A 23,001-nucleotide genomic window follows, 5' to 3' on the forward strand; every position below is an offset into this window, starting at 1 on the left:
CGGCGCACGTACGGCATCCGCCCGGTGCCGGCCGACCGCGTCGCCCCGTGAGGGCGGCGCGGTTCGCGCGTTAAGGTTCATCCGGTCGCCGCGCGGGCGGAACCTTCTGTTCACGCACCCTGAGAGTGAGGCTTCGGCAATGACGCAGGACCACACCGCTGGCCCGGACGCCGCACCGGAGAACCCGGTACCGTGGCGGCCCTCGCGGACGGTGGCGGTGGTGCTGGCCGGCGGCACGGGCACCCGGCTGGGCCTCGGCATCCCGAAGCAGCTGCTGAAGATCGCCGGCAAGCCGATCATCGAGCACACCCTGGCGGTCTTCGAGGCGGCGCCCGAGATCGACGAGATCATCGTGCTGATGGCCACCGGCCACGTCGCCGACGCGCAGCAGATCGTCGACAAGGCCGGCTTCCGCAAGGTCACCAGGGTCATCGAGGGCGGCGACACCCGCAACGCCACCACCCGGATCGCGCTCGACGCCGTCGGCGAGGGCGACTGCAACATCCTCTTCCACGACGCGGTACGGCCCCTGGTCAGCGGCCGGATCGTCCGGGAGTGCGTGAACGCGCTCTGGACGTACGCGGCGGTCGACGTGGCCATCCCGTCGGCCGACACGATCATCCAGGTCGACGGGGACGACTGCATCACCGACATCCCGGTGCGCTCCTCGCTGCGCCGGGGCCAGACCCCGCAGGCGTTCCGTTCGGGCACCATCCGCGAGGCCTACCGGCTCGCCGAGGGCGACCCGCACTTCGCCGCGACCGACGACTGCGGGGTGGTGCTGCGCTACCTGCCCGGCACCCCGATCAAGGTCATCGACGGTTCCGACGAGAACATCAAGGTCACCCACCCGGTCGACGTGCACCTGGCGGACAAGCTGTTCCAGCTCGCCGCCGCGCAGGCGCCCCGGGTGACCGACGAGCGCAGCTACACCGAGGAGCTGACCGGCCGGACCATCGTGATCTTCGGCGGCAGCTACGGCATCGGCCACGACCTCGCCGAGCTGGCCCGCCGCTACGGCGCGCAGGTCTTCCCGTTCAGCCGCTCCAGCACCGGCACCCACGTCGAGCGCGCCGAGGACGTCGAGGCGGCGCTGAAGACCGCCTTCGAGGCCACCGGGCGGATCGACCACGTGGTGGTCACCGCCGGCATCCTGGAGAAGGGTCCCCTCTCGGAGATGGACCAGGAGACCATGGACCGGGTGCTCCAGGTCAACTTCGTGGGGCCGGTCATCGTGGCCCGCCAGTCGCTGCCCTACCTCCAGCAGACCAAGGGCCAGCTGCTGCTCTACACCTCCAGCTCCTACACCCGCGGCCGGGCCGACTACGCGCTCTACTCCTCCACCAAGGCGGCCCTGGTCAACCTCACCCAGGCGCTGTCGGACGAGTGGGCGGAGTTCGGCGTACGGGTCAACTGCGTCAACCCCGAGCGGACCGCGACCCCGATGCGCACCAAGGCGTTCGGCGAGGAACCGGAGCACACCCTGCTCGCCGCCGAGACCGTCGCCCAGGCGTCGCTGGACGTGCTGATCTCGGACCTGACCGGCCAGGTCATCGACGTGCGCCGCGCGCCGGGCGAGGTGCCGGCCCAGCCGGGCCCGCCGCGCGCCGAGCGGGACGCCAGCCCGGCCGGCCTCGGCTGACGGCGGATTTTCGGGCCACGGCGGGAAACGGAGCCGACATGCGTGGTGACCTGGTTCGGAAGCTGCTCGCCCGCGCGCTGGCCACCGGCCTGGCGGTGCTGGCGTTCCTCGTCGTCGCGCTGACCGGCGCGACCGGCTGGGGGCTGGGGCTGGCCGTGGCCGCCCTCGCGGCCGCCACCTGGGAGCGGCGGGTACGGCCGGGCGCCGACAACGCGGCGGAGACCGCGCTGGTCGCGGCGGCGATCCTGGTCGGCTACGCCCGCCGCCTCGACGCCGGGTTCGATCCGGCGCTGGCCGCGACCGCCCTGGTCCTGCTGGGACTGGTACTGCTGGTCAATCCGCTGCGGGACGCCGGTGGACTGGAGGTACGCGCCGCGAACCTGCCGGTGCGCACCTGGACGCCGCTGGTCGCCGCCCGCCTCGGCGACGCGCTGTCAGGGCTGCTCGCCCTGCTGGCGCTGGCCGCCGTCGCGGCGCTGCCGGCCGGGGTCGCGCTGGCGGCCGTGCTGCTGGTGGCCGCCGGTGCCGGGGCGGTCGGGCTGGACCTGGCCCGACGCCGGTTCCGCCCGGGGGCCGGCGGCTCGGCGGTGTCCCGCGCGCTGCGCCGGCACCAGCCCGAGTTCCTGCTCCATTTCTCCGCCCCGCCGGGCTCGGAGTACCAGGTCACCATGTGGCTGCCGTACCTGGAGCGGATCGGGCGGCCGTTCCTGGTGATGGTGCGCGAGCCGGAGTTCCTGCCCGTGATCGCGGCGGCCACCAGCGCGCCCGTGGTCTACTGCCCCACCACGAGGGCGATGGACGAGGCGCTGGTGCCGAGCCTGCGGGTGGCGTTCTACGTCAACCACGGCGCGAAGAACAGCCACTGCATCCGCTTTACCCAGCTGACCCACGTCCAGCTGCACCACGGCGACAGCGACAAGGCCCCGAGCGCCAACCCGGTCTCGGCGATCTTCGACCGGATCTTCGTCGCCGGTCAGGCCGCCATCGACCGGTACGCCCGCGCCGGGGTCGACATCCCGGCGGAGAAGTTCGTCGTCGTCGGCCGCCCGCAGGTCGAGGCGATCGAGGTACGCCCCGAGGCGGCGTCCGGGCGGGCCAACCCGACGGTGCTCTACACGCCGACCTGGACGGGGCACAACGCCGACGCCAACTACTGCTCCCTGCCGGTGGCCGAGAAGCTGCTCCGCCGGCTGCTCGACCGGGGCGCGACGGTGATCCTGCGGGCCCACCCGTACACCTCGCAGAACCCGGCCTCCGCCCGCCAGCTGGGCCGGCTCACCGAGCTGCTGGCCGCGGACCGGGCCCGCAGCGGCCGGCAGCACGTCTTCGGCGCCGCCGCCAGCCGGGAGCTGACCCTGACCGAGTGCGTGAACCGCTCGGACGCGCTCATCTCCGACGTCTCCGGGGTGATCTCCGACTACCTCTACTCGGGCAAGCCGTACGCGGTGACCGACATGGTGGGCTCCGGCGACCGGTTCGGCGAGCAGTTCCCCCTCGCCGGGTCGGGCTACGTGCTGCGGCCCGACATGTCCAACGTCGACGAGGTGCTGACCGCGCTGCTGGACACCGATCCGCTGGCCTCGGCGCGGTGGACCACCCGGAGCCGCTACCTGGGCGACTTCCCGGCCGAGTCGTACGCCGAGGCGTTCCTGGCGGCGGCGCGGCGGCAGCTCGACGAGGGCTGGAACCCGCCGGCCCCGCGTACCGCCGGCGGGCCCGGCGTGCCGGTCGACCCGGACGAGGCGACGCTCTCCCCCACCACCTGACGCCTCCGGTCAGCGGTAGGGGTCGACGAGGGCCAGGACCGCCTCGGGGGCCTCGACGTGGGCGTTGTGCCCGAGGCCGGGCAGGGTGGCGACCGGCACGCCCAACTCCTTGAGCTGGGCGTCGGTGACCATGGGGTCGTGCTCGCCGCGGGCCAGCAGCACCGGCACGTCGGTGGCCGCCAGCAGGGCGGGTAGGCCCGGCTCGCCCACGCCGAACGCGGCGGGGTCCATCGCCAGCCGCCAGCGGCCGTTGACCTGGCGCAGCCCGGCCGCCACGATCGGATGCTCCGGGGCGACGAGCCCGGTCAGCCCGGCCACCCGCAGGTAGCGGCGGGCCGCCTCGTCCCGGCTGGCGAACCAGGTCACCGGCCGGGTCGCCAACTCGCCTGCCTTCGCCAGCTCCGCCGGTGACCAGACCGCCTTGATGCCGACCCCGACCACGGCGTCGACCGGCAGGCCGGCGCCGCGGGCGGCCAGCGCCAGCCCGACCACCCCGCCGAGGGAGTGGCCCAGCACGACGAGCCGTTCCCCCGCCGGCAGGGCGGCGGCGATCCGCGCGGCCAGCCCCGCGAACGAGTACTCCGGCAGCGGCGGCGACCAGCCGTGGCCGGCGAGGTCCGGCGCCAGCCACCGCCCCGCCCACCGGCGTTCCAGCAGCGGCGCCCACGGCAGCCACACCTCGCCGGTGGCGCCCATGCCGTGCAGCAGCAGGAGCACGCGCCGGCCGTCCTCCCGGTCACCCGTTCCGTCGACCATGCAGCGCAGTCTGTCACCCGGGCGGGCCGAGGGCGAGGGCCGTGACCCGGACACGACATCGGGCGCCGGCCCCCGGGTGGGAGCCGACGCCCGACGGTGTCGCTCAGGCGGAGTAGCCGCGGGTGGCGGCCCAGTTCGCCAGGGCGATGGTGCTCATCCAGTACGAGGCGGTCGCGGGGTTCGCCGAGTCGGCGATCTTCACCAGCCGGCCCTCGTCCTGGTAGCCGACGACGGCGACGTAGTGACCGCCGGGGAACGAGTGCCAGCCGCCGTTGGTGTCCGTGGCGCTGCCGGCCACGTTCACCACGACGCCCCGCCCGTCGCCGATGGCCGCGACGACGTCGGCCTGGAGCCGGTCCATCTGGGCCGGGGTGGCGGCGCCGCCGGGAATCATCCGGGTCCGGTACGGCGCACCCTTCACCGTCGCGTTCAGCACGCGGGTGGTGTCCTCGGCGGAGTCGGTGCCCATCTGGTCGGTACCAAGCTGGGCGCCGAGGGTGTCCTGGCTGCGCGCGATGCCGGCGGCGCTGAGGGCGTGCCGGACGGCCGCCGGGCCGCAGTTGTAGAAGGTGGTCTGGGCCTGGTAGTCGTAGTTCAGGCTCTTGGCCGCCGGGGGCTTCGGCCGCTCCGGCTCACGGGTCACATCCGGGTTGGCGGCGGCGCTGGAGGCGCTGGCCGAGGGGGCTGCGCTGGAGGCCGCCGGAGCGGCGCTGGACGGGGCGGTCGTGACCCGGGCCGCTCCGCGCGAGGCGGCGTCGTCGTCGCGCGATTCGGTCGCGGCGACCGGGGCCTGCGCGGCGGCGGGGGCCTCGTCGGTGCTGGCCAGCAGCGCGCCCGTGCCCGACGCCAGCACGAGCGCGGCGGCGGACGCGGCGGCCAGCTGGTACGGACGTTCGGACGTGAGGCGACGCAGCTGTCGCTTGAGGTGGTGCTTCACGGTTTCCTCCACGGGCTCGGGGTGGGCAGCCCGCGATCCGTGCCGAGGGCAGGGCGGACCGACCGCGCGGACGGGCGTCCGTGCGGGGTGCTGGGCTGCTCAGGGGGTGCGCCCGGGATGCCGGGCGACGAACGACGGTGACCGGTCGGTCAGCTCACGACCTGCTGGCCGAGGAGCGCGGGCACCGCGACGCCGTGGAGACGGCGGAACAACCGAGGGGCGGATGGGTGCTGCACGAGGATGGAACTCCTTCCGACACCGCCGACCGGGTTAGCTGACGGATTCGGGCGGGAAGAACGCCCTACCAAGGGCCTACGGCCCTCGGATTCACCCCATGAAGCAGTGGGTCCCCGGTTCGTCGTTCACGATTAGGCGGGTCGGCGCGGCGTCGCCCTCTGGCGATCGGGTACCGCACCGGACGCGCCGACATTACTGGCCGGTTCGCGCCCTGCCAACCCCACCCCACCTGCCTAAACCTGGATCCTGGGCCCGATTTTGCGGGCATCGAGCCACTGTCGTGACTCAATGGGACGACCGTTTCTGGGAGCCCTCCGGGGGACGAGGGGTCAAGCAGGCGGACATCGGCACCCCGAATTCGCGGCGTGAATCGACCCGCGCACGTTGGTTGACCGATTCGGCGCCATGGTGACCGGCGTCACCGAAACCGTGGGATTACCGTCCGTGCGCGGGCCGGCCCCGGCGGGAACGTCCCGCCCGCCGGGACGGTCAGCGTGAGTCGACGTACGCCGGTCGGTCCCCGGTCCGTGGCTCGGCGGACCGGGGGCGCGGCACGGCGCTGTCCCGCTTCCCCGACGCCTCCGCCGGCCCGGTACCGCCGGAGGTGCTCCCGGCGTCGTCCCCGCCGGGCGGCGTCGGCCGGGCGGGCCGGCGCGGGGTGAGCAGCCGCATCATCGGCTTCTCCACGAAGCGGTGCAGCAGGCCGGCCAGGGCCAGGTTCACCAGCAGGAAGCCGAGCACCACCGCCAGTCCCCACCAGCCGCGGAAGCCCACGCCCCAGTCGCCGGTGAGCCGCAGGACGGTGATCATCACCAGGACGTGCACCAGGTAGAAGGCGAAGGAGACCTCGCCGAGCCAGATCATCGGACGGGACCGCCACGGCGAGCGCCGCCCGCGCACGTCCGCGTCGGCCGCCGCGGTGATGACCAGGATGTACGCCACCGAGAGCAGGGCCGCCCACAGTTCGGCGCGGACCCACTGCGCGGCGACCAGCCAGGTCGCCACGAAGACGAGGCTGGCGACGGGCAGGCGCGGGCCCCGCCAGCGGCCCCGCCGCATCAGCTCGGCGGCGGCGACGCCCATCCAGAACTCCAGCGACCGTACGGGCGGAAAGACCTGGGTGAACCACCAGCGGCTCTCCTCCGGCACCAGGGCCTGGCCCGGCCAGAGCGCCAGGATCAGCAGCGGCACCGCGACCACGACGGCCCACAGCGCCCACGGCCGGGCCCGACGGATCAGCGGCAGCGCCAGCGGCAGGCAGAGGTAGAAGAAGAACTCGCAGGACAGCGACCAGCTGACCGTGTTGATGCTGTAGAAGTGGCCCGGCCGGGGGTCCCAGGCCTGGAGGAGGAACAGGTTCTCCACGGCGACGAACCGGTCCACCGGGTCGGCGAACCAGGCCGCGACCGCCAGGGCCGCCCCCCACAGCACCACGTGGCTCGGCCAGATCTTGGCCACCCGGCGGCGCCAGAACGCCCGGCGGGTGTCGGTGGGCCGCGCCGACCAGACCAGCACGAAGCCGCTGAGGATGAAGAAGAACTGCACGCCGGACAGGCCGAGGGTGAAGATCCAGTCCACGACGGCCTTGTGGCCGGGCTCGGCGATGATGCCCATCGTCGCGGCGTGGAACCCGAAGACGAGCAGGGCGGCGACCCAGCGCAGCCCCGTCAGCGACGGCAGGCGGTTGGCCGAGGACGCGGGCCGTTCGGCCGGCGCGACGGTCGCGGCGTCCGTCATGCCGACATCCCGGCGCTCCGCAGGCTCACCAGCACGTACGTCTCCTCCTCGGCCCTCCGCGGGCAGGCGCCCCGCGGGGCCTGCTGGCGGCCCACCGGTCGGTACCGCCCGTCGGGCACCCTACCTGCCGAACGTGAGGCTCTGTTCCGTACCGTCCGCGAGTGTCCGTTATGCCCCGACAGGCGTGGACGCCCTCCCCGGTTCCCGATGGTCGAGGCGTTTTGTCCCGAGACGGCAGCGCAGGGCGTCCGGGTCCGCGCCGGATGCCTGGCTAGTATTCCGGGACCCGAAGGTGACGAGAGGCGGGACGAATGCACCGGCGCATCCTGATGCGGGCGAAGAAGGGTCCGTTCGACGTCTACTCCCCCGAGGAGACGTTCGAGCGGAACTGGATCGGCGAGAACAACGGCAACCTCGTCTTCAGCCACGCCGCCCACAAGCTGCTGCGCACCGCCACCGCCGAGATCACCTCGACCGAGTTCAGGGTCAACCTGCGCGAGGCCGACATGATCAACGAGCGGTACGACGTCTACGTCGTACCGCTCGCCAACGCCTTCCGGCGCAGCTACGCCCACCGCATCGAGACCATGACGAAGCTGATCGAGCAGCTGAAGATCCCGGTGGTGGTGCTCGGGGTCGGCGTGCAGACCGACATCCACGGCGACCGGGAGTACCTGCGCCCGATCGACGACGTCGTCACCCGGTTCGTACGGGCCGTCCTCGACCGCTCGCACAGCATCGGCGTCCGGGGCGAGATCACCCACGACTACCTGCGCACCCTGGGCTTCTCGGCCGTCGACGTGATCGGCTGCCCGTCGATGTTCCTGCACGGCGACAGCCTGCGGGTGCAGAAGCGCAAGGCGGCGCTGGCCCCGGAGGACAGGCTCGCGCTCACCGTCTCGCCGTACGTCTCGTCGATGGCAGAGATCATCGCCCGGCACCACGAGCGGTACCCGAACCTGCGCTACCTGCCGCAGGACCTCAAGACGCTCGGCACCCTGCTCTACGGCGACGCCCCCGCGGACCGGGGCAAGTCCAGCAAGATCCCGATCCACACCTCGCACCCGCTGTTCACCGAGGACAAGGTGCGGATGTTCGTCGACCCCTGGACCTGGATGGACTACCTCTCCGGGTTCGAGTTCGCGTTCGGCACCCGCATCCACGGCACCATCACCGCGCTGGTCGCCGGCACGCCCGGCTACCTGTTCGCCCACGACTCGCGCACCCTGGAACTCGCCCGGTACTTCGACATCCCGCACCGGGTGATGAAGGAGGTGCCGGCCGACATCGACGCCGCCGAACTCTACGAGGAGGCGAACTACACGGCGCTCAACGCCGGACACCGGTCGCGCTACGAGACCATGCTGGCCTTCCTCGCCAAGCACGACCTCGGCAACTCCTTCGCCGACGGCGACAGCGCGGCCCGGTTCGACGCGCAGGTGCGCTCCACCACCTTCCCGCCCGCCGTACGCCCGGCCGCCGCGACCGCCCCCGAGGCGCTGCTGACGCGGATCCAGTGGCTGCACGACCGCAACGTCGAACTGCGCAGGGAGGCGGAGACGCTGCGCGGGCAGCGCCTGCAGGCCCGGGTGAAGCAGGTGCTCGGGGGCCAGGTGCGCCGGATGCTCAAACGCTGACGCGGCGGTACGGCGCCGGTCCCGGTCACGGTCACGGGACCGGAGACGTGGTCATGGTGACGACCTTCGCCGACGGCGAGGCCACCGCCGAGGTCGACCGGCCACCGAAGGCGACACGTCGTACACCTGTACCAACATGGCGGGTATGCTGCGCGGATGACCGGGCCCGCCTACCAACCGTCGATGCTCGACCTCGCCGCCGCCGGCCCGTCGCTGAGCCCGCTGGCCGGGCGGCTGCGCCGGCACCCGCTCACCCGCGGCGCCTGGGTCGACCACCTCCCCGGCTGGGTCAGCGGCTCCGACGAGATCTTCGACGTCCTGTTGCGGGACGTCCCCTGGCGGGCCGAGCGCCGCACGATGTACGACGCCGAGGTCGACGTGCCCCGGCTGCTCTGCTGGTACGCCGGCGACCGTACGCTGCCGCACCCGCTGCTCACCGAGGCGCGCACCGCCCTCACCCGGCACTACGCCCCCGAACTCGGCGAGCCCTTCGTCACCGCCGGCATGTGCCTCTACCGCTCCGGCCGGGACAGCGTCGCCTGGCACGGCGACACCCAGGGCCGCTCCGCGCACACCGACACCATGGTCGCCATCGTCTCGTTCGGCTCGCCCCGCCCGCTGCTGCTCCGGCCCCGCGGCGGCGGCGACAGCCTGCGCTTCCCGCTCGGTCACGGCGACCTCGTGGTGATGGGCGGTTCCTGCCAGCGCACCTGGGAGCACGCCGTGCCCAAGACCACCCGCCCGGTCGGGCCCCGGGTCAGCGTCCAGTTCCGCCCGGCCGGCGTCGCCTGACCCGCCCGACCAGGCCGCGACCGGCGGTGAGCGGGGCCGCTTGCGCCCAGGCCACCGGCCGGGCCGTACCGGGCCTCTGCTAGAAACGACTCCTGGGTCTCACCTGCGCCCCCGTCACCTCGTCACGACGCGAAGGGCGTTTCATGACCCAGTCCTCCACCGAGCCGCGCTCCCGTTGGTCCGCGTGGGCGGTCCACGGCGACGGCCGGTCCATCCGCCCCGGCGACGTGGTCCACCCCGGCGAGCGCCTCTCCTGGCCCCGCACCCTCGGCGTCGGCGTGCAGCACGTCGTGGCGATGTTCGGCGCCACCTTCACGGTGCCGCTGATCACCGGCTTCCCGCCCGCCACCACGCTCTTCTTCTCCGGGCTCGGCACCCTGCTGTTCCTGCTGATCACCGGCAACCGGCTGCCCTCGTACCTCGGCTCGTCCTTCGCCTTCATCGCGCCGGTGCTGGCGGCCAAGGCCGGCGGCGACATCGGCCCGGCGCTCGGCGGCATCGTCGTCGCCGGCGCGGCGCTGGCCGCCGTCGGGCTGGTCGTCCAGCTCGCCGGGTCACGCTGGATCGACGCGCTGATGCCACCCGTGGTCACCGGGGCGATCGTCGCGCTGATCGGCCTGAACCTCGCCCCGGTCGCCTGGGACGGCGACGGCAGCGGCACCGGCGTGAAGGCCCAGCCGCTGATCGCCGTGGTGACCCTGGCCGCCATCCTGCTCGCCACGGTGGCGTTCCGGGGCTTCCTGGCCCGGCTGTCCATCCTGCTGGGGGTGGGGGTCGGTTGGGGCCTCGCCGCCGTGCTCGGCGACCTGGACCCGGCAGCGGTCGACGGCCTGCGCGACGCGGCCTGGGTCGGCCTGCCCGAGTTCCACGCGCCGAGCTTCAGCCTGCGCGCGGTCGTACTGGTGATCCCCGTGATCCTGGTGCTGATCGCCGAGAACGCCGGGCACGTGAAGGCGGTCGCCGCGATGACCGGCCGGAACCTGGACCGGGACATGGGTCGGGCGTTCATGGGCGACGGGTTGGCCACGATGCTCGCCGGGTCCGGCGGCGGGTCCGGCACCACCACCTACGCGGAGAACATCGGTGTGATGGCGGCGACGCGGGTCTACTCCACCGCCGCGTACTGGATCGCCGGCCTGACGGCGGTGCTGCTAGGGCTCAGCCCGAAGTTCGGCGCGTTGATCCTCACCGTGCCGGCCGGCGTGCTCGGCGGCGCCACCACCGCCCTGTACGGCCTGATCGCCATCCTCGGCGCGCGGATCTGGATCGAGAGCCGGGTGGACTTCCACGACCCGGTGAACCTGATGACCGCCGCCGTCGCGGTGATCGTCGGCGCCGCCAACTACACCCTCACCGCCGGGGACCTCTCGTTCAACGGCATCGCCCTGGGCACCGCCGCCGCCCTCGCCGTCTACCACGGCATGCGCCTGGTGGCCCACCTACGCGGCACCACCCCCACCACCCCGAAACCCTGACGAACCCGCCCCGCCCGTCCCACCCCGCCCGCCTCGCCCCGCCCGACCGTCTCGCCCCGTTGATCATGAAGTTGTTGCCTGTCGCAGCGGCGTGTCGCGACAACAACTTCATGATCAACGGGGCGGGTTGGGGTGGGGTGCGGCGCGAGGGTGGGGCGGGGGCGGGCAGCGTCAGGGGCCGGCCGCGTAGGCAGCCGGCCCCTGACAGGGTGGTCAGTCGCGTTCGATCTGGTGGCCGACGACGGTGGGGCCCAGCATCACGGCGAAGCCGGAGCCGTCGCGGCGCGGGTCCGCCGCCGGCAGCTCCACCGGCTCGCCGGTGGCGGTGGCGGCCACCGGACGCGACCCGACCCAGGCGACGGCCACGTCGGTCTCACCCTTGAGGAAGCGATGGGCGCGCACTCCGCCGGTCGCCCGCCCCTTCGCCGGGTACGCCTGGAACGGCGTCACCTTCACCGTGGCGCCCGTGGAGGTGACCACCATCGGCTCGCCGTGACCCGGGTCGTCGGTGCGGACCGCCCCGAAGAACACCACCCGGGCGCCGGCGGGCAGGTTGATGCCCGACATGCCGCCGCCCTTGGTCCCCTGCGGCCGGACCAGCCCGGCGGCGAACCGCAGCAGCGACGCCTCCGACGTGACGAAGGTGAGCGTCTCCGCGCCGTCGGTGAGCCAGGTCGCCCCGACCACCTCGTCGCCCTCCCGCAGGCCGATCACCTCGAACTCGTCCGAGCGCACGGGCCACTCCGGTGCGCAGACCTTGACCACGCCCTGCCGGGTGCCCAGGGCGAGGCCCGGGGAGCCCTCGGCCGTCGGCCCGAGCGGGGCCAGCCCGACCACGGTCTCCCCCGATTCCAGCGGCACCAGCTCGGCGGCGGCCATCCCGCCGCGCAGCGACACCGTCCCCGCCTGCTCGGGCAGGACCGGCAACGGCAGCACGTCGACCTTGAACGCCCGGCCGGCGCTGGTCACCAGCAGCACCTTCCCCCGGGCGGTCGAGTGCACGACGGCGCGTACGGCATCGTGCTTGGTCCGGCCGTGCCGCCGGCGGCCCTCGGACGCCTCCTCCGACTCCGCCGCCGTCCGGGCGACCAGCCCGGTCGCGGAGAGGATCACCTGGCAGGGGTCGTCGGCGACCTCCAGCGGGCCGGCCGGCGCGGACGCGGCCAGCACCTCCTTGAGGTCCCCGTCGACGAGCGTGGTGCGACGCGCCGCGCCGAACTGCTTCACCACCGCCGCCAGCTCGTCGGAGACGACCTTCTTCAGCACCTTCGGGTCGTCGAGGATCGTGGAGAGCTCGGCGATCTCCTTGCGGAGCTTCTCCTGCTCGGCCTCCAGCTCGATCCGGTCGTACTTGGTCAGCCGGCGCAGCGGGGTGTCCAGGATGTAGGTGGCCTGGATCTCGGAGAGCCTGAACTTCTGCATCAGGCCGTCCTTGGCGGCCTGGGCGTCCTCGCTGGCCCGGATCAGCTTGACCACCTTGTCGATGTCGAGCAGGGCGATCAGCAGGCCGTCGACCAGGTGCAGCCGCTCCTCGCGCTTGCGGCGGCGGTACGAGCTGCGCCGGGTCACCACCTCGTAGCGGTGGGCCAGGAAGACCTCCAGCAGCGCCTTCAGCCCGAGGGTCTGCGGCTGCCCGTCGACCAGCACCAGGTTGTTGACGCCGAACGACTGCTCCAGCGGGGTGAGCCGGTAGAGGTCGGCGAGCAGCGCCTGCGGGTTGACGCCGACCTTGCACTCGACGACCAGGCGGGTGCCGCTCTCCCGGTCGGTGAGGTCCTTGACGTCGGCGATGCCGGTGAGCCGCTTGGTCTTGTTGACCTCGTTGGTGATGGCCGCGATGACCTTCTCGGCACCGACGCCGTACGGCAGCTCCACGACGGTGATCGCCTGCCGGCCCCGGCTGCCCTCCAGCGGGCCGATCTCGACCTTGCCCCGCATCCGCACGACGCCGCGCCCGGTCTCGTAGGCCCGACGCACCTCGTCGAGCCCGAGCAGCAGCCCACCGGTGGGCAGGTCGGGGCCCGGGACGAACTCCATGAGCTTGTCGAGGGTGGCGTCCGGATGGTTGATCAGCCAGCGGGCGGCGGAGACCACCTCGCCGAGGTTGTGCGGGATCATGTTGGTCGCCATGCCGACCGCGATCCCCGACGCGCCGTTGACCAGCAGGTTGGGGAACGCGGCGGGCAGTACGGTGGGCTGGGTCAGCGAGCCGTCGTAGTTGGGCTCGACGTCGACCGTGTCCTCGCCCAGCTCGCCGACGAGCAGCATCGCCTCCCGCGACATCCGGGCCTCGGTGTATCTCGAGGCCGCCGGTCCATCGTCCGGACTACCAAAATTTCCATGCCCGTCGATGAGGGGAACGTTCAACGAGAAGCTCTGCGCCAGCCGCACCATCGCGTCGTAGATCGCGGTGTCGCCGTGCGGGTGGTACTTGCCCATGCAGTTGTGGACCACGTAGCCCTCAGCTACGAAGGCGTGCTCGTCGGAGTCGACCTGGATGTCGTAGGTGGTAGCGGACGCCACGGCTTCGACGGAGACAACCCGCAGGAACGACCGCCCAGCCAACGACTCGAGTCGGCTGGCGAGGGGCGAACCGATACGCCGGAGTTTGCGAACCCAACCGTCCCGCTCCGCGCGCCAAAGCGGAAACGACCGCTCCGACAAGGGCAGACCGTTGCGGTCCTTGCCGTACCGCACCTTGCTCCCAGGGCCTGACAGGGACGCCCGGAAGGCGTTGCCGTCCTCGTCGCGGAACCATCCACCGCCCTGATGGGCGCTGGTGAACTCCTGCATCACCGGCCGGCACGGCAGGCGGTCGTTGCCCTGTTTGCCCCCGTATCGATAGCCCAGCTCGACCACCCGCCGGAGGCCGTCGCTCTTGTAACCGATGCGTACCCAGGGCAGGAGCAACTCGGCGACCACAGCAGCATCCCGGCCGGTGACGGAGAGGCCGAGAAGCGGGCGGTGTCCGTCGCGTCCGCTGCTCCAGTGGTGACCGTGCACCCCCAGGTCGGCGAGCATGGAGTAGATCTGACGCACCAACACCTCGCTGGTGCTCACGAAGACGAGTTCGCGGTAACGCTTGCGGATGTAGCCGTCACCGTCGAAGAAGCCGGCGAGGAACGGCGACCACGCGGAACGATTTGCGAGCACGTCGTCGGGCACGCGCTTCGCGTGACTGAGTGGCGTGCCGGCCTCGAGCAGCCCCTCGTGCCTGGCGAACGTGAGGATGTGCTGGTCACGATGGCGCGGATCGCTTGCTTCGCGCTTGCCTCGGGAGGCGTTCAATCCGTTCGCGATGGCCCACCCGTGGGCCACGTCGAGCGGTTCTACGTCGCACATGTGCAGCCGTACGCGGCCGTCAGCGTCGCGAGACCGATCGACGGCGAAGCCTTCGGCCACCACGAGCCCACGGACATAGTCGTACGGGTCGCCGCCGGATGCGGGTGCCGGAGCCGCCCCGCGGCGCGTCCCGTACGCGACAGTGAGATGCCCAGTCAGGTCTCGGGCTTCCACCCACCGGACAGCCAGGTCCTCATCCACCACACGGAAACGCTGTCCGGGCGTCACGACCATGGTGTGGCCGTTGCTCCACGTGACCCGGACCAGCTCCGAATCCGGATTCCGATAAGCAGCGGCCACCGGGATGGCAGCCCCGTCGCCGTCCAACACGAGGTCACCGACGTCGACATCCTCGATCGGCCGCAGGCCCTCGGGCGTCGAGACCAGGGTCCCGGCGACGAAGCAGTCCCCGACGATGCGGGCGGACTTCACGTGCCCCCGGTCGGGGCGGTGGCCCTGCTCGTACATCGACCAGAGGATGCGCCGGTGCACCGGCTTGAGGCCGTCGCGGGCGTCGGGCAGGGCCCGGGAGTGGATCACCGAGAAGGCGTACTCCAGGTAGGAGTCGGAGACCTCGGTGACCAGCGGGTTGTCGAAGACCCGCGCGCCGGCCTGGTCGAAGGCGGACAGGTCCACCTTGGCGCGGTCGTCCTTACGGCGTGCCATCGTTCAGCTTCCCTCTCGGCGGGCGGTGCTCATGCGTCGATCGCCTCGCGGTCGACCCGGTCGGCGGAGTCGATGAGCCAGTTGCGGCGCGGCTCGACCTTCTCCCCCATCAGCAGTTCGAGGATCCGCTCGGCGGCGTCGACGTCGTCGATGGTGATCCGGCGCACGGCCCGGGTGGCCGGGTTCATCGTCGTCTCCCACAACTCGTCGGCGTCCATCTCGCCGAGACCCTTGAACCGCGGGATCGGGGTGACGATCTGCTTGCCGGCCTTCTCCAGCTTGCGGACCGTCGCCTCCATCTCCGCCTGGGTGTAGGTGTAGATCGTCTGCGGGTTGCGCCCCCTGGTGGTGATCTTGTGCAGGGGCGGCATCGCCGCGTAGAGGCGGCCGGCCTCAATCAGCGGACGCATGTAGCGGGCGAAGAGCGTGATCAGCAGGGTGCGGATGTGCGCGCCGTCCACGTCGGCGTCCGCCATGATCAGCACTCGGCCGTAGCGCATGGCGGACAGGTCGAACGTGCGGCCGGAGCCGGCGCCGAGCACCTGCACGATCGCGGCGCACTCGGCGTTGTCCAGCACCTGCTGGAGGTTGGCCTTCTGCACGTTGAGGATCTTGCCCCGAATCGGAAGAAGCGCCTGATATTCGGCAGATCGGGCAAGTCGCCCCGTCCCGAGTGCGCTGTCCCCCTCCACGATGAACAGCTCACTGCGCTCGATGCCCGCCGCGCGGCAGTCGACCAGCTTGGGCGGCATCGACGCGCCCTCCAGGGCGGTCTTGCGCCGGGCGGCGTCCTTCTGCTGCTTCTGGGTCAGCCGTACGCGCGCCGCGTCGACGATCTTCTGCAGGACCGTACGCGCCTCGGCCTTGGTCCGGCGGTCCTCCAGCCATGCCTTCAGGTGCTGCTCCACCAGCGTCTGAATCACCTTGGTGATGCCCGCGGTGGAGAGCTCGTCCTTGGTCTGCGAGGTGAACTGCGGCTCCGGGATCCGCACGTGCACGACCGCGGTCATGCCCTCCAGGACGTCGTCGAGGGTGGGCGGGTCCTCCTTGGCCTTGAGCAGGCCACGGGTGTTGCGGATGGCGTCGGCGAGGGTACGCGCCAGGCCCCGCTCGAAGCCCTTGCGGTGGGTGCCGCCGTGGGCGTTGCGGATGGTGTTGGTGAAGCACTCGACGGTGCGTTCGTAGCCCGTGCCCCAGCGGAAGGCCACCTCGACCTCGGCCCGTCGCTGCACGTTGGACTGCATGACGCCGTTGGCGTCGGCCGCGTTCTCCCGGTAGGTGCCCTCGCCGGTGACCATCAGCATGCCGGAGACGGGCCGGTCGCCGGCCGGAGCGAGGAACTCCACCATGTCGGTCAGACCGTTGGGGTAGTGGAAGCGCTCCTCGGTGGGCTCCTCGCCGGTGTGGTCGCGCAGCGTGTAGCTGACGCCCGGCACGAGGAACGCGGTGTTGCGCAGCTTCATCCGCACGGCGTCGGCGTCGAGCGTGGCGCCGGTCTCGAAGTAGCGCGCGTCGTGCCACCAGCGGATCGAGGTGCCGGTGCGCTGGCCGCGCTTCATCGCGCCGATGATCTGGAGGCCGGGGCCCGGGGTGAACGCCGCGTCGGGGCCGTCGCCGTCGAAGATCCCCGGCACGCCGTGCCGGAACGACATCGCGTGGACCTTGCCGCCCCGACGGACGGTGACGTCGAACCGGCGGGACAGCGCGTTGACCGCCGAGGCGCCCACGCCGTGCAGGCCACCGGAGGTCTTGTAGCCGGAGCCGCCGAACTTGCCGCCGGCGTGCAGCCGGGTGAGCACCAGCTCGACGCCGGAGATGCCGGACTTGGCGTGCACGTCGGTGGGGATGCCCCGCCCGTCGTCGTCGACCTGGACCGAGCCGTCGGCGTGCAGCGTCACCTCGACCTTGGTGGCGTGGCCGGCTACGCCCTCGTCCGTGGAGTTGTCGAGGATCTCGTTGACGAGGTGACCCACGCCACGACTGTCGGTGGAGCCGATGTACATGCCGGGCCGTTTGCGGACGGCGTCCAGCCCCTCGAGGTGCGTGAGGTCGTCGGCCCCGTACAGGGTCTCAGGCTCTGCGGTCAACTGGTCGTACTCCCAGGTCTCGGCGATGTGTGTGCCGCGTCCGACGTCGCGGGTCGGCCGGCGCGCCGCAGCGAGCCTAACCGGGAGTTGCGACAGGACGACGGCGCCCCGCAGCGAGGCACGTGCCCGTGGGGCGCGGGCCGGGGCGGGACCGGGCCCGGGATCGGCCCGGATGCGGCGTACGGAACCCCGTGACCGGTTTGCCGGCGAGCCGGCGGCGGGCGGCTCCGACCGGGACAACAACGACGCGGCGGCGGGCCTTCCCGAGCGGCGGGGTCGACGTCGGCCCCGCCCTCCGCGGTGCCCCCGCTCGGCGCCGAGGTCGGCCGTGTCGAGCGAGAGCGGCCCACCGGCGGGGCCTGGCCACGGCGGGGACGAGTGTGTCCTTCCTGGAGCGATTTTGTTACGGGCCATTGACGTCCGTCGCATCGGGGTGATGTGATCTTGCCCTCAGAGGATCTTTCACGTTTCGATGGACAGATGGAGGACGTCATGTCCAGGTTCCGTCGTACCGCACTGGCGGCGGCGCTCGCCGTCGCCACCGCCACCCTGTCGACCGCCGTCGGGCTGTCCGCCCAGGCCTCGGCAGCCCTACCCACCTCCCCGGTGCGCACCGCCGCGCTGCCCACCGCCGCGGTGGCGCTCGGCGACAGCTTCATCAGCGGCGAGGGCGCCGGGGCGTACACCCCGGTGACCGACGCCAACGGGGTCGCCCAGGGCTTCCCGGGCTGGACCGCCGCGAACAGCAACGCGTTCTTCTGCCACCGCTCGGCGAACGCCTCACTGCACCGGGCCAGCCTGCCGGGCATCCAGGCCCGGTTCAACCTCGCCTGCTCCGGCGGCCAGCCGCACGACATCGCCGCCGCCTCCTCGGCCCGCACCAACGGCCGTCAGGTGGCCGCCCAGCTCGACCAGCTCCGCGCGGTAGGCCAGACCCACGACATCGACCTGGTGCTGCTCGGTCTCGGCTCGAACAACAGCTCGTTCACCTTCGGCGACGTCGCGGTGAAGTGCGCCAACCGGTTCATCGCCGACGCCTGGACGGGCTGGTGGGAGTTCTGGGCCTACCTCGGCGGGCCGGTCCCGCAGGAGCCGTGCACGGACGCCGACCTGGCCACGGCCGCCCAGTGGAGCGCCGCGACCGCGGAGACCGTCTCGGCCGTCCGCCAGATCCTCGCCACGCTGCGCGAGATCGACGCCGACGGCCAGCACCGCATCGTCTTCCAGGACTACACCAACCCGCTGCCGCTCGACCTCGAGGCGCGCTTCCACGAGGAGGACAGCCGCGACGACACCCGGGACAAGTTCCGCGCGCTGGGCGCCGAGCGGTACGCGGCCGGCTGCCCGATCCACCGGGCCAGCCTGCTGCCGGGGCACCGCTTCTCGCAGGGCCTCGGCACCCTGGTGAAGTCCACCCGGGACACCGTGGCCGCCGAGTTCCCCGGCGCCGACCTGGTCTACCTGAACGTGCAGCGGGCCTTCGACGGCGCCCGGCTCTGCGAGTCCGGCACCAGCCCCACCGGAGCCCTGGCCACCCCGATCCGGCTCCAGGACAACCCGCCGAACGGCGTCTTCGTCACCAGCCTCTCCGGCAAGGACAAGATCGCCATCCAGCGGATCGCGAACACCTGCGTGAGCTACTTCCAGACCTGCCAGGAGTCGTGGCACCCGAACGCCGCCGGCCACCAGGTGCTCGGGCAGTGCCTGACGGGCGCGGCCACCACCAGTGCGCGTTCCGTGGCCTGCGTGCGCGCTGCGAACGGCTCGATCTCGGTCTCCTGACCGCGTCGGCGGAACCCCGTGCCGTCCCGGCGCGGGGTTCCGCCATGTCCGGGGCCAGACCGGCCAGCGCCAGGGGCAGACGGGCCAGGGCCGGGAGCAGACGGGCCAGGGCCGGGAGCAGACGGGCCGGGGGCCGGCGCGGTCGGAGGCCGGCGACGGGGCTGGCCGACGGGGGTCAGTCGCGGGTGGCCACGCCGAGCACGTGCGGGGCGGCCGGGCCGGTGAGCCGGCTGTCGGGAAAGCGGAAACGGTCCAGCTCGGTGACGGAGAAACCGGCGGCCCGGATCGCGGCCACCGTGTCGCGGCCCGTGTGGCAGCCGCCGCAGAGCAGCGGCCAGAGGGTCGCGTCGACCAGCCGCTGCGCGCGGCGCAGGCCGGGAGTCTGCGCGCGTACGTGCTCGAAGAAGCGCAACTGCCCGCCGGGCCGCAGCACCCGACGGGCCTCGCGCAGCGCGGCGGCCTGGTCGGCTACCGAGCAGAGCACCAGGGACAGCACCACCGCGTCGGCGTCGCCGTCCGGCGCCGGCAGCGCCTCGGCGAGGCCGTCGACCACCTCCACGGGTACGGGCGCACCGGCCGCCGCCCGGCGGGCAGCCGCCCGGAGCCGGGGTTCCGGCTCGACCGCCAGCACCCGCCCGACGGTGTCCGGGTAGTGCGCGAAGGTACGGCCGTTGCCGGCGCCGACCTCGATCACGCGACCCGCGAGGCCGGCGACGAGCCGCCGCCGATGGGTGGCCGCCCCGGCGCGGTCCATCGCCACGCTCGCCCGCTCGAACACCCGGGCGAACACCGGGTGGGAGACCGTACCGTCGGACATCGTCCCTCCTCAGACGAGATCGGGAACGGCCCGCCGGGCCACCGGGGACGGCGGCGCGGCGGATGCCGGCCGGGCGTGGGACAGACCGAGGGCGAGCAGCGCCGGACCGGTCGGGCCGTCGACGAGCCCGCCGAGGGTCACGCCGTCCAGCACGGCGAGGAAGGCGTCGCGGGCGCGCCGTAGCTCGCCCCGCAGCCGGCACGACGCGCGCAGCGAGCAGACCGGCTCGTCGCAGGACACCACCTCGTCGTCGCCCTCGAAGGCCCGCACCACGTGCCCGACCGTGACGTCCCCGCCGCCCTCGGCGAAGGCCACCCCGCCGGAGCGGCCCCGGATGGTGACCAGCACCCCGAGCCGCTGCAACCGCTGCACCACCTTGGCGACGTGGTTGCGGGGCAGGCCGAGCTGGTCGGACAGTTCGTCCACGGTCATCCGTCGCGGGCTCGCGGCGGCGAGCATGGCGATGCGCAGCGCCATGTCGGTGGACCGGTTGAGCTTCACGTCCCGACCCTAGCCAGCGCGGTCGAGCGTCCACCACGGCCGACCGACCCCCGGATGTGATCCGGACGACCTTCGACCCGGGACTTTCGACCCTGAAGAGGTATTTCCGTTACCTGTTTTGCTGTTGGGGCCCGAGTGTTCAGCCCAGAAGGAGGCAGTCGTGCTCTCGGAGTCCTCAGCAGCAGTGGTGACGGCGACCCTGCCCGCCGTGCAGGCGCACGGCGAGGCGATCACCGGCCGGTTCTACCAGCGGATGTTCGACGCGCACCCCGAACTGCTCGACATCTTCAACCGCGGCAACCAGGCCACCGGCACCCAGAAGGCCGCCCTCGCCGCCGCCGTGGTCGCGTACGCGGAACACCTGACCGGGGGCAGCCATGCGCCGTGGGGGCCGATCCTGGACCGCATCGCGCACAAGCACGCCTCACTGGGCATCACCGCCACCCAGTACACGATCGTCGGTCGGCACCTGCTCGCCGCCGTCGGCGAGGTGCTCGGCGACGCCGTCACCAGCGAGGTCGCGGCTGCCTGGGACGAGGTCTACTGGCTGCTGGCCTGTGAGCTGATCGCCCGGGAGGCCCGCCTCTACACCGAGGCCGGGCTGGCGGAGGGCGAGCCCGTCTGGCGGGACTGGCGGGTCGTCGACCGGGCCACCGAGGCGGTCGACGTCGTGTCGTTCACCCTGGTCCCGGCCGACGGCGGGCCGGCGCCCACCTTCGTCCCGGGCCAGTACACCTCGGTCGCCGTGGACCTGGGCGGCGGGCGCGGTCAGCAGATCCGCCAGTACAGCCTCTCCGGGCGGCCCGGTGCCGACCACTGGCGGATCACCGTCAAGCGCGTACGCGCCACCGGCGACGGTCCCGACGGCATGGTCTCCACCTTCCTGCACGAGCAGGTGGGCGTCGACGACACCCTCCGGCTCAGCCCGGCGTTCGGCGAGGTCAGCGTGGTCTCCGGGGAGGGGCCCCTGCTGCTGGTCAGCGCGGGCATCGGCCTGACGCCGGCGATGGCCGCGCTGGAGCACCTGGCCGCCACCGAGCCCCAGCGCCCGGTGGTGCTGGTGCACGCCGACCGGGCCGGCGCGGCGCACGCGTTCCGCGGCGAACTGCCGCGCCTGCACGCCGCGCTGCCCAACCTGCGCACCGCGCTCTGGTACGAGGACCCCACCGACGGCGAGCTGGCCGGGGTCACCGCCGAGTTGGCCAGCGGCTGGGTCGATCCGGCGCTGATCCCGCTCGTCCCCGACGCCCACGTGCACCTCTGCGGGCCGCTGCCGTTCATGAACACGGTCCGGGGCGGCCTGCTGCGCCGGGGGGTGCCGGTGGAGCGGATCGCCTACGAGGTCTTCGGGCCGGGCATGCTCCGCGACGACCGACCCTGACCGGCTGTCGTCGGCCGATCACGGGCGGTGGGGCGGTTCGCCCCGCCGCCCGCCGGTGTCTGCACACCCGACCGACGGCCCGCCAGGACGAACCGGGCAGGTGGCGGTTAGGAGGGGAGGGCGGGGGTAGGGACTCCTGCGGCGGGGTCCGCCAGGCGGCGACGAGACGCCCCGGGGCTCGACCGGGTCCCCGCCGACGGGCCGGCCGATGGAGGAAGTAGATGCGCATCGCGATGATCTCGGAGCACGCCAGTCCGCTCGCCGTCGGAGGGGCGGAGGAGACCGGCGGTCAGCACACGCACGTGGCGGGGCTGGCCGCCGCCCTGGCCGGCGAGGGCCACGACGTGCGCGTCTACACCCGTCGGGACTCCACCGTCCCGCCCGACTCCGTGCTCACCGCCGACGGCTACCAGGTGTGCCACGTGCCCGCCGGGCCGGCGCTGCGCGTACCGAGGGACGAACTGCTGCCGCACCTGGGCGAGTTCGGACGCTGGCTGGCCGGCCAGTGGCGCGAGGGCGACTGGGTGCCGGACGTGGCGCACGCCCACCACTGGACGAGCGGGCTGGCCACCCTGCACGCCGGCCGGCGCACCGGAGTGCCGGTGGTGCTGACCTACCACGGCCTCGGCTCCGTGAAGCGACGGACACAGGGCGCCCGGGACACCAGTCCACCGGGCCGGATGGGCTACGAGCGGGCCCTGGGACGGGCCGCCGACCGGGTCATCGCGCAGTGCCAGGACGAGGTCGGCGAGTTGGTCCGCCTCGGCGTACCCCGGTCCCGGATGACGCTGGTCCCCGGCGGCGTGGACCAGGAACTGTTCCGCCCCGAGGGGCCCGTCGCCCCCCGCGGTCCGGCCCGCCCGCGCATCATCACCGTGGGCCGGATGGTCGAGCGCAAGGGCCTCCAGGACGTCGTCCGGGCCCTGCCGGCCGTGCCGGACGCCGAGTGCGTGGTGGTGGGCGGCCCGCCGGCCACGCTGCTCCCCGCCGACGGTTTCGCCCGCCGGCTCCGCGCGCTCGCCGAGTCCTGCGGCGTCGCCGACCGGGTTAAGCTGCTGGGCAGGCTGCCCCGGGAGGAGCTCGCCGCCTGGTACCGCTCGTCCGACCTGCTGGTCGCCGCCCCCTGGTACGAGCCGTTCGGGCTCACCCCGCTGGAGAGCATGGCGTGCGGGGTGCCGGTGGTGGGCACGAACGTCGGCGGGATCGCCGACAGCGTGGTCGACGGGCTGACCGGCGACCTCGTGCCGCCCCGGGACACCCGCGCCCTCGGCACCGCGGTGCGCCGGCTGCTCGCCGACAAGGTCCGGCGCTTCGCGTACGCCACGGCGGCGCTGGACCGCATCCGCAACCGGTACTCGTGGAAGCGCTGCGCCGAGCAGCTCAGCACGGTCTACGCCACGGTCAGCACCATCGGCCGCCCCGCTCCGGCGGTGGCGTGACGCCCAC

At 72.9% G+C, this 23,001-nt stretch carries 15 protein-coding genes, 2 pseudogenes and 1 riboswitch; of the genes and pseudogenes, 8 read left to right on the forward strand and 9 right to left on the reverse strand.

The features are described 5' to 3' along the window. Positions 1-139 precede the first annotated feature (139 nt). Both ACGFIR_RS08945 and ACGFIR_RS08950 read left to right on the forward strand, forming a co-directional pair. The gene (locus ACGFIR_RS08945; protein ID WP_393144047.1) at positions 140-1,642 is read left to right on the forward strand and encodes an SDR family NAD(P)-dependent oxidoreductase; all 1,503 of its coding nucleotides are present in this window, start codon (positions 140-142) and stop codon (positions 1,640-1,642) included. A 38-nt stretch (positions 1,643-1,680) separates the two neighbouring features. Further along, positions 1,681-3,408, forward strand: coding sequence for a CDP-glycerol glycerophosphotransferase family protein (locus tag ACGFIR_RS08950; protein WP_393144049.1), 1,728 nt, complete (start codon positions 1,681-1,683; stop codon positions 3,406-3,408). 9 nt (positions 3,409-3,417) lie between these two features. Here the strand turns inward: ACGFIR_RS08950 and ACGFIR_RS08955 are convergent, their stop codons facing one another. The 3 genes from ACGFIR_RS08955 to ACGFIR_RS08965 form a co-directional block, all read right to left on the reverse strand. After that, a complete protein-coding gene (locus ACGFIR_RS08955; RefSeq protein ID WP_393144051.1) occupies positions 3,418-4,164 on the reverse strand; it encodes an alpha/beta fold hydrolase in 747 nt (248 codons plus the stop codon). 103 nt (positions 4,165-4,267) lie between these two features. Next, entirely contained in the window at positions 4,268-5,113 is an 846-nt protein-coding gene (locus ACGFIR_RS08960; protein WP_393144053.1) for a C39 family peptidase, read from the reverse strand. A gap of 232 nt (positions 5,114-5,345) precedes the next feature. Further along, positions 5,346-5,486: riboswitch (cyclic di-AMP (ydaO/yuaA leader) on the reverse strand. A gap of 341 nt (positions 5,487-5,827) precedes the next feature. Then, complete coding sequence (locus ACGFIR_RS08965) at positions 5,828-7,075, reverse strand: acyltransferase family protein (protein WP_393144055.1); 1,248 nt, start codon at positions 7,073-7,075, stop codon at positions 5,828-5,830. A 311-nt stretch (positions 7,076-7,386) separates the two neighbouring features. On the opposite strand from ACGFIR_RS08965, the gene ACGFIR_RS08970 reads away from it, so the two are divergent. From ACGFIR_RS08970 to ACGFIR_RS08980, 3 genes are all read left to right on the forward strand, one after another. Next, positions 7,387-8,712, forward strand: a complete 1,326-nt coding sequence (locus ACGFIR_RS08970) for a polysaccharide pyruvyl transferase family protein (RefSeq protein WP_393144057.1) — start codon at positions 7,387-7,389, stop codon at positions 8,710-8,712. Positions 8,713-8,868: 156 nt separating this feature from the next. Beyond that, the gene (locus ACGFIR_RS08975) at positions 8,869-9,504 is read left to right on the forward strand and encodes an alpha-ketoglutarate-dependent dioxygenase AlkB (RefSeq protein WP_393006191.1); all 636 of its coding nucleotides are present in this window, start codon (positions 8,869-8,871) and stop codon (positions 9,502-9,504) included. A gap of 143 nt (positions 9,505-9,647) precedes the next feature. After that, entirely contained in the window at positions 9,648-10,979 is a 1,332-nt protein-coding gene (locus tag ACGFIR_RS08980; protein ID WP_393006193.1) for a uracil-xanthine permease family protein, read from the forward strand. 213 nt (positions 10,980-11,192) lie between these two features. Here ACGFIR_RS08980 and ACGFIR_RS08985 read toward each other — a convergent pair whose 3' ends face one another. The 4 genes and pseudogenes from ACGFIR_RS08985 to ACGFIR_RS09000 all read right to left on the reverse strand — a co-directional run bounded on the left by ACGFIR_RS08985 (position 11,193) and on the right by ACGFIR_RS09000 (position 17,074). After that, positions 11,193-13,772, reverse strand: coding sequence for a DNA topoisomerase (ATP-hydrolyzing) (locus ACGFIR_RS08985; RefSeq protein WP_393144708.1), 2,580 nt, complete (start codon positions 13,770-13,772; stop codon positions 11,193-11,195). 150 nt (positions 13,773-13,922) lie between these two features. Next, a pseudogene (locus ACGFIR_RS08990) lies at positions 13,923-14,753 on the reverse strand (LAGLIDADG family homing endonuclease); the annotation flags it as partial. Further along, a pseudogene (locus tag ACGFIR_RS08995) lies at positions 14,727-14,987 on the reverse strand (DNA gyrase subunit A); the annotation flags it as partial. The pseudogenes ACGFIR_RS08990 and ACGFIR_RS08995, both read right to left, overlap by 27 nt. Positions 14,988-15,016: 29 nt before the next feature. Continuing rightward, on the reverse strand, positions 15,017-17,074 hold the full coding sequence (locus tag ACGFIR_RS09000; RefSeq protein WP_393006194.1) for a type IIA DNA topoisomerase subunit B: 2,058 nt from the start codon (positions 17,072-17,074) through the stop codon (positions 15,017-15,019). Between the two features lie 492 nt (positions 17,075-17,566). On the opposite strand from ACGFIR_RS09000, the gene ACGFIR_RS09005 reads away from it, so the two are divergent. Then, positions 17,567-18,856, forward strand: coding sequence for a hypothetical protein (locus ACGFIR_RS09005; RefSeq protein ID WP_393006196.1), 1,290 nt, complete (start codon positions 17,567-17,569; stop codon positions 18,854-18,856). A 175-nt stretch (positions 18,857-19,031) separates the two neighbouring features. On the opposite strand, the gene ACGFIR_RS09010 is transcribed toward ACGFIR_RS09005, so the two are convergent. Next, positions 19,032-19,673: a class I SAM-dependent methyltransferase gene (locus ACGFIR_RS09010; protein ID WP_393006198.1), complete on the reverse strand. Its 642-nt coding sequence runs from the start codon at positions 19,671-19,673 to the stop codon at positions 19,032-19,034. Between the two features lie 9 nt (positions 19,674-19,682). After that, positions 19,683-20,174 carry an RrF2 family transcriptional regulator gene (locus tag ACGFIR_RS09015; RefSeq protein WP_393006200.1) on the reverse strand — a complete coding sequence of 164 codons (492 nt, stop codon included), beginning with the start codon at positions 20,172-20,174 and terminating at the stop codon, positions 19,683-19,685. Positions 20,175-20,298: 124 nt separating this feature from the next. On the opposite strand from ACGFIR_RS09015, the gene ACGFIR_RS09020 reads away from it, so the two are divergent. Together ACGFIR_RS09020 and ACGFIR_RS09025 are read left to right on the forward strand one after the other, a co-directional pair. Beyond that, positions 20,299-21,555, forward strand: coding sequence for a globin domain-containing protein (locus ACGFIR_RS09020; RefSeq protein ID WP_393006332.1), 1,257 nt, complete (start codon positions 20,299-20,301; stop codon positions 21,553-21,555). Positions 21,556-21,776: 221 nt separating this feature from the next. Next, positions 21,777-22,994: a glycosyltransferase gene (locus tag ACGFIR_RS09025; RefSeq protein ID WP_393006202.1), complete on the forward strand. Its 1,218-nt coding sequence runs from the start codon at positions 21,777-21,779 to the stop codon at positions 22,992-22,994. Positions 22,995-23,001 lie beyond the last annotated feature (7 nt).

Source organism: Micromonospora sp. NPDC049051 (assembly GCF_043197575.1).
Lineage (GTDB): Bacteria > Actinomycetota > Actinomycetes > Mycobacteriales > Micromonosporaceae > Micromonospora.

What these genes read in the sequence shown, in the direction of transcription:
- ACGFIR_RS08945 (WP_393144047.1), top strand. Translation starts at nt 140, where the DNA reads ATGACGCAGGACCACACCGCTGGCCCGGACGCCGCACCGGAGAACCCG.
- ACGFIR_RS08950 (WP_393144049.1), top strand. Translation starts at nt 1,681, where the DNA reads ATGCGTGGTGACCTGGTTCGGAAGCTGCTCGCCCGCGCGCTGGCCACC.
- ACGFIR_RS08955 (WP_393144051.1), bottom strand. Translation starts at nt 4,164, where the DNA reads ATGGTCGACGGAACGGGTGACCGGGAGGACGGCCGGCGCGTGCTCCTG.
- ACGFIR_RS08965 (WP_393144055.1), bottom strand. Translation starts at nt 7,075, where the DNA reads ATGACGGACGCCGCGACCGTCGCGCCGGCCGAACGGCCCGCGTCCTCG.
- ACGFIR_RS08970 (WP_393144057.1), top strand. Translation starts at nt 7,387, where the DNA reads ATGCACCGGCGCATCCTGATGCGGGCGAAGAAGGGTCCGTTCGACGTC.
- ACGFIR_RS08975 (WP_393006191.1), top strand. Translation starts at nt 8,869, where the DNA reads ATGACCGGGCCCGCCTACCAACCGTCGATGCTCGACCTCGCCGCCGCC.
- ACGFIR_RS08980 (WP_393006193.1), top strand. Translation starts at nt 9,648, where the DNA reads ATGACCCAGTCCTCCACCGAGCCGCGCTCCCGTTGGTCCGCGTGGGCG.
- ACGFIR_RS08985 (WP_393144708.1), bottom strand. Translation starts at nt 13,772, where the DNA reads ATGCAGGAGTTCACCAGCGCCCATCAGGGCGGTGGATGGTTCCGCGAC.
- ACGFIR_RS09005 (WP_393006196.1), top strand. Translation starts at nt 17,567, where the DNA reads ATGTCCAGGTTCCGTCGTACCGCACTGGCGGCGGCGCTCGCCGTCGCC.
- ACGFIR_RS09010 (WP_393006198.1), bottom strand. Translation starts at nt 19,673, where the DNA reads ATGTCCGACGGTACGGTCTCCCACCCGGTGTTCGCCCGGGTGTTCGAG.
- ACGFIR_RS09025 (WP_393006202.1), top strand. Translation starts at nt 21,777, where the DNA reads ATGCGCATCGCGATGATCTCGGAGCACGCCAGTCCGCTCGCCGTCGGA.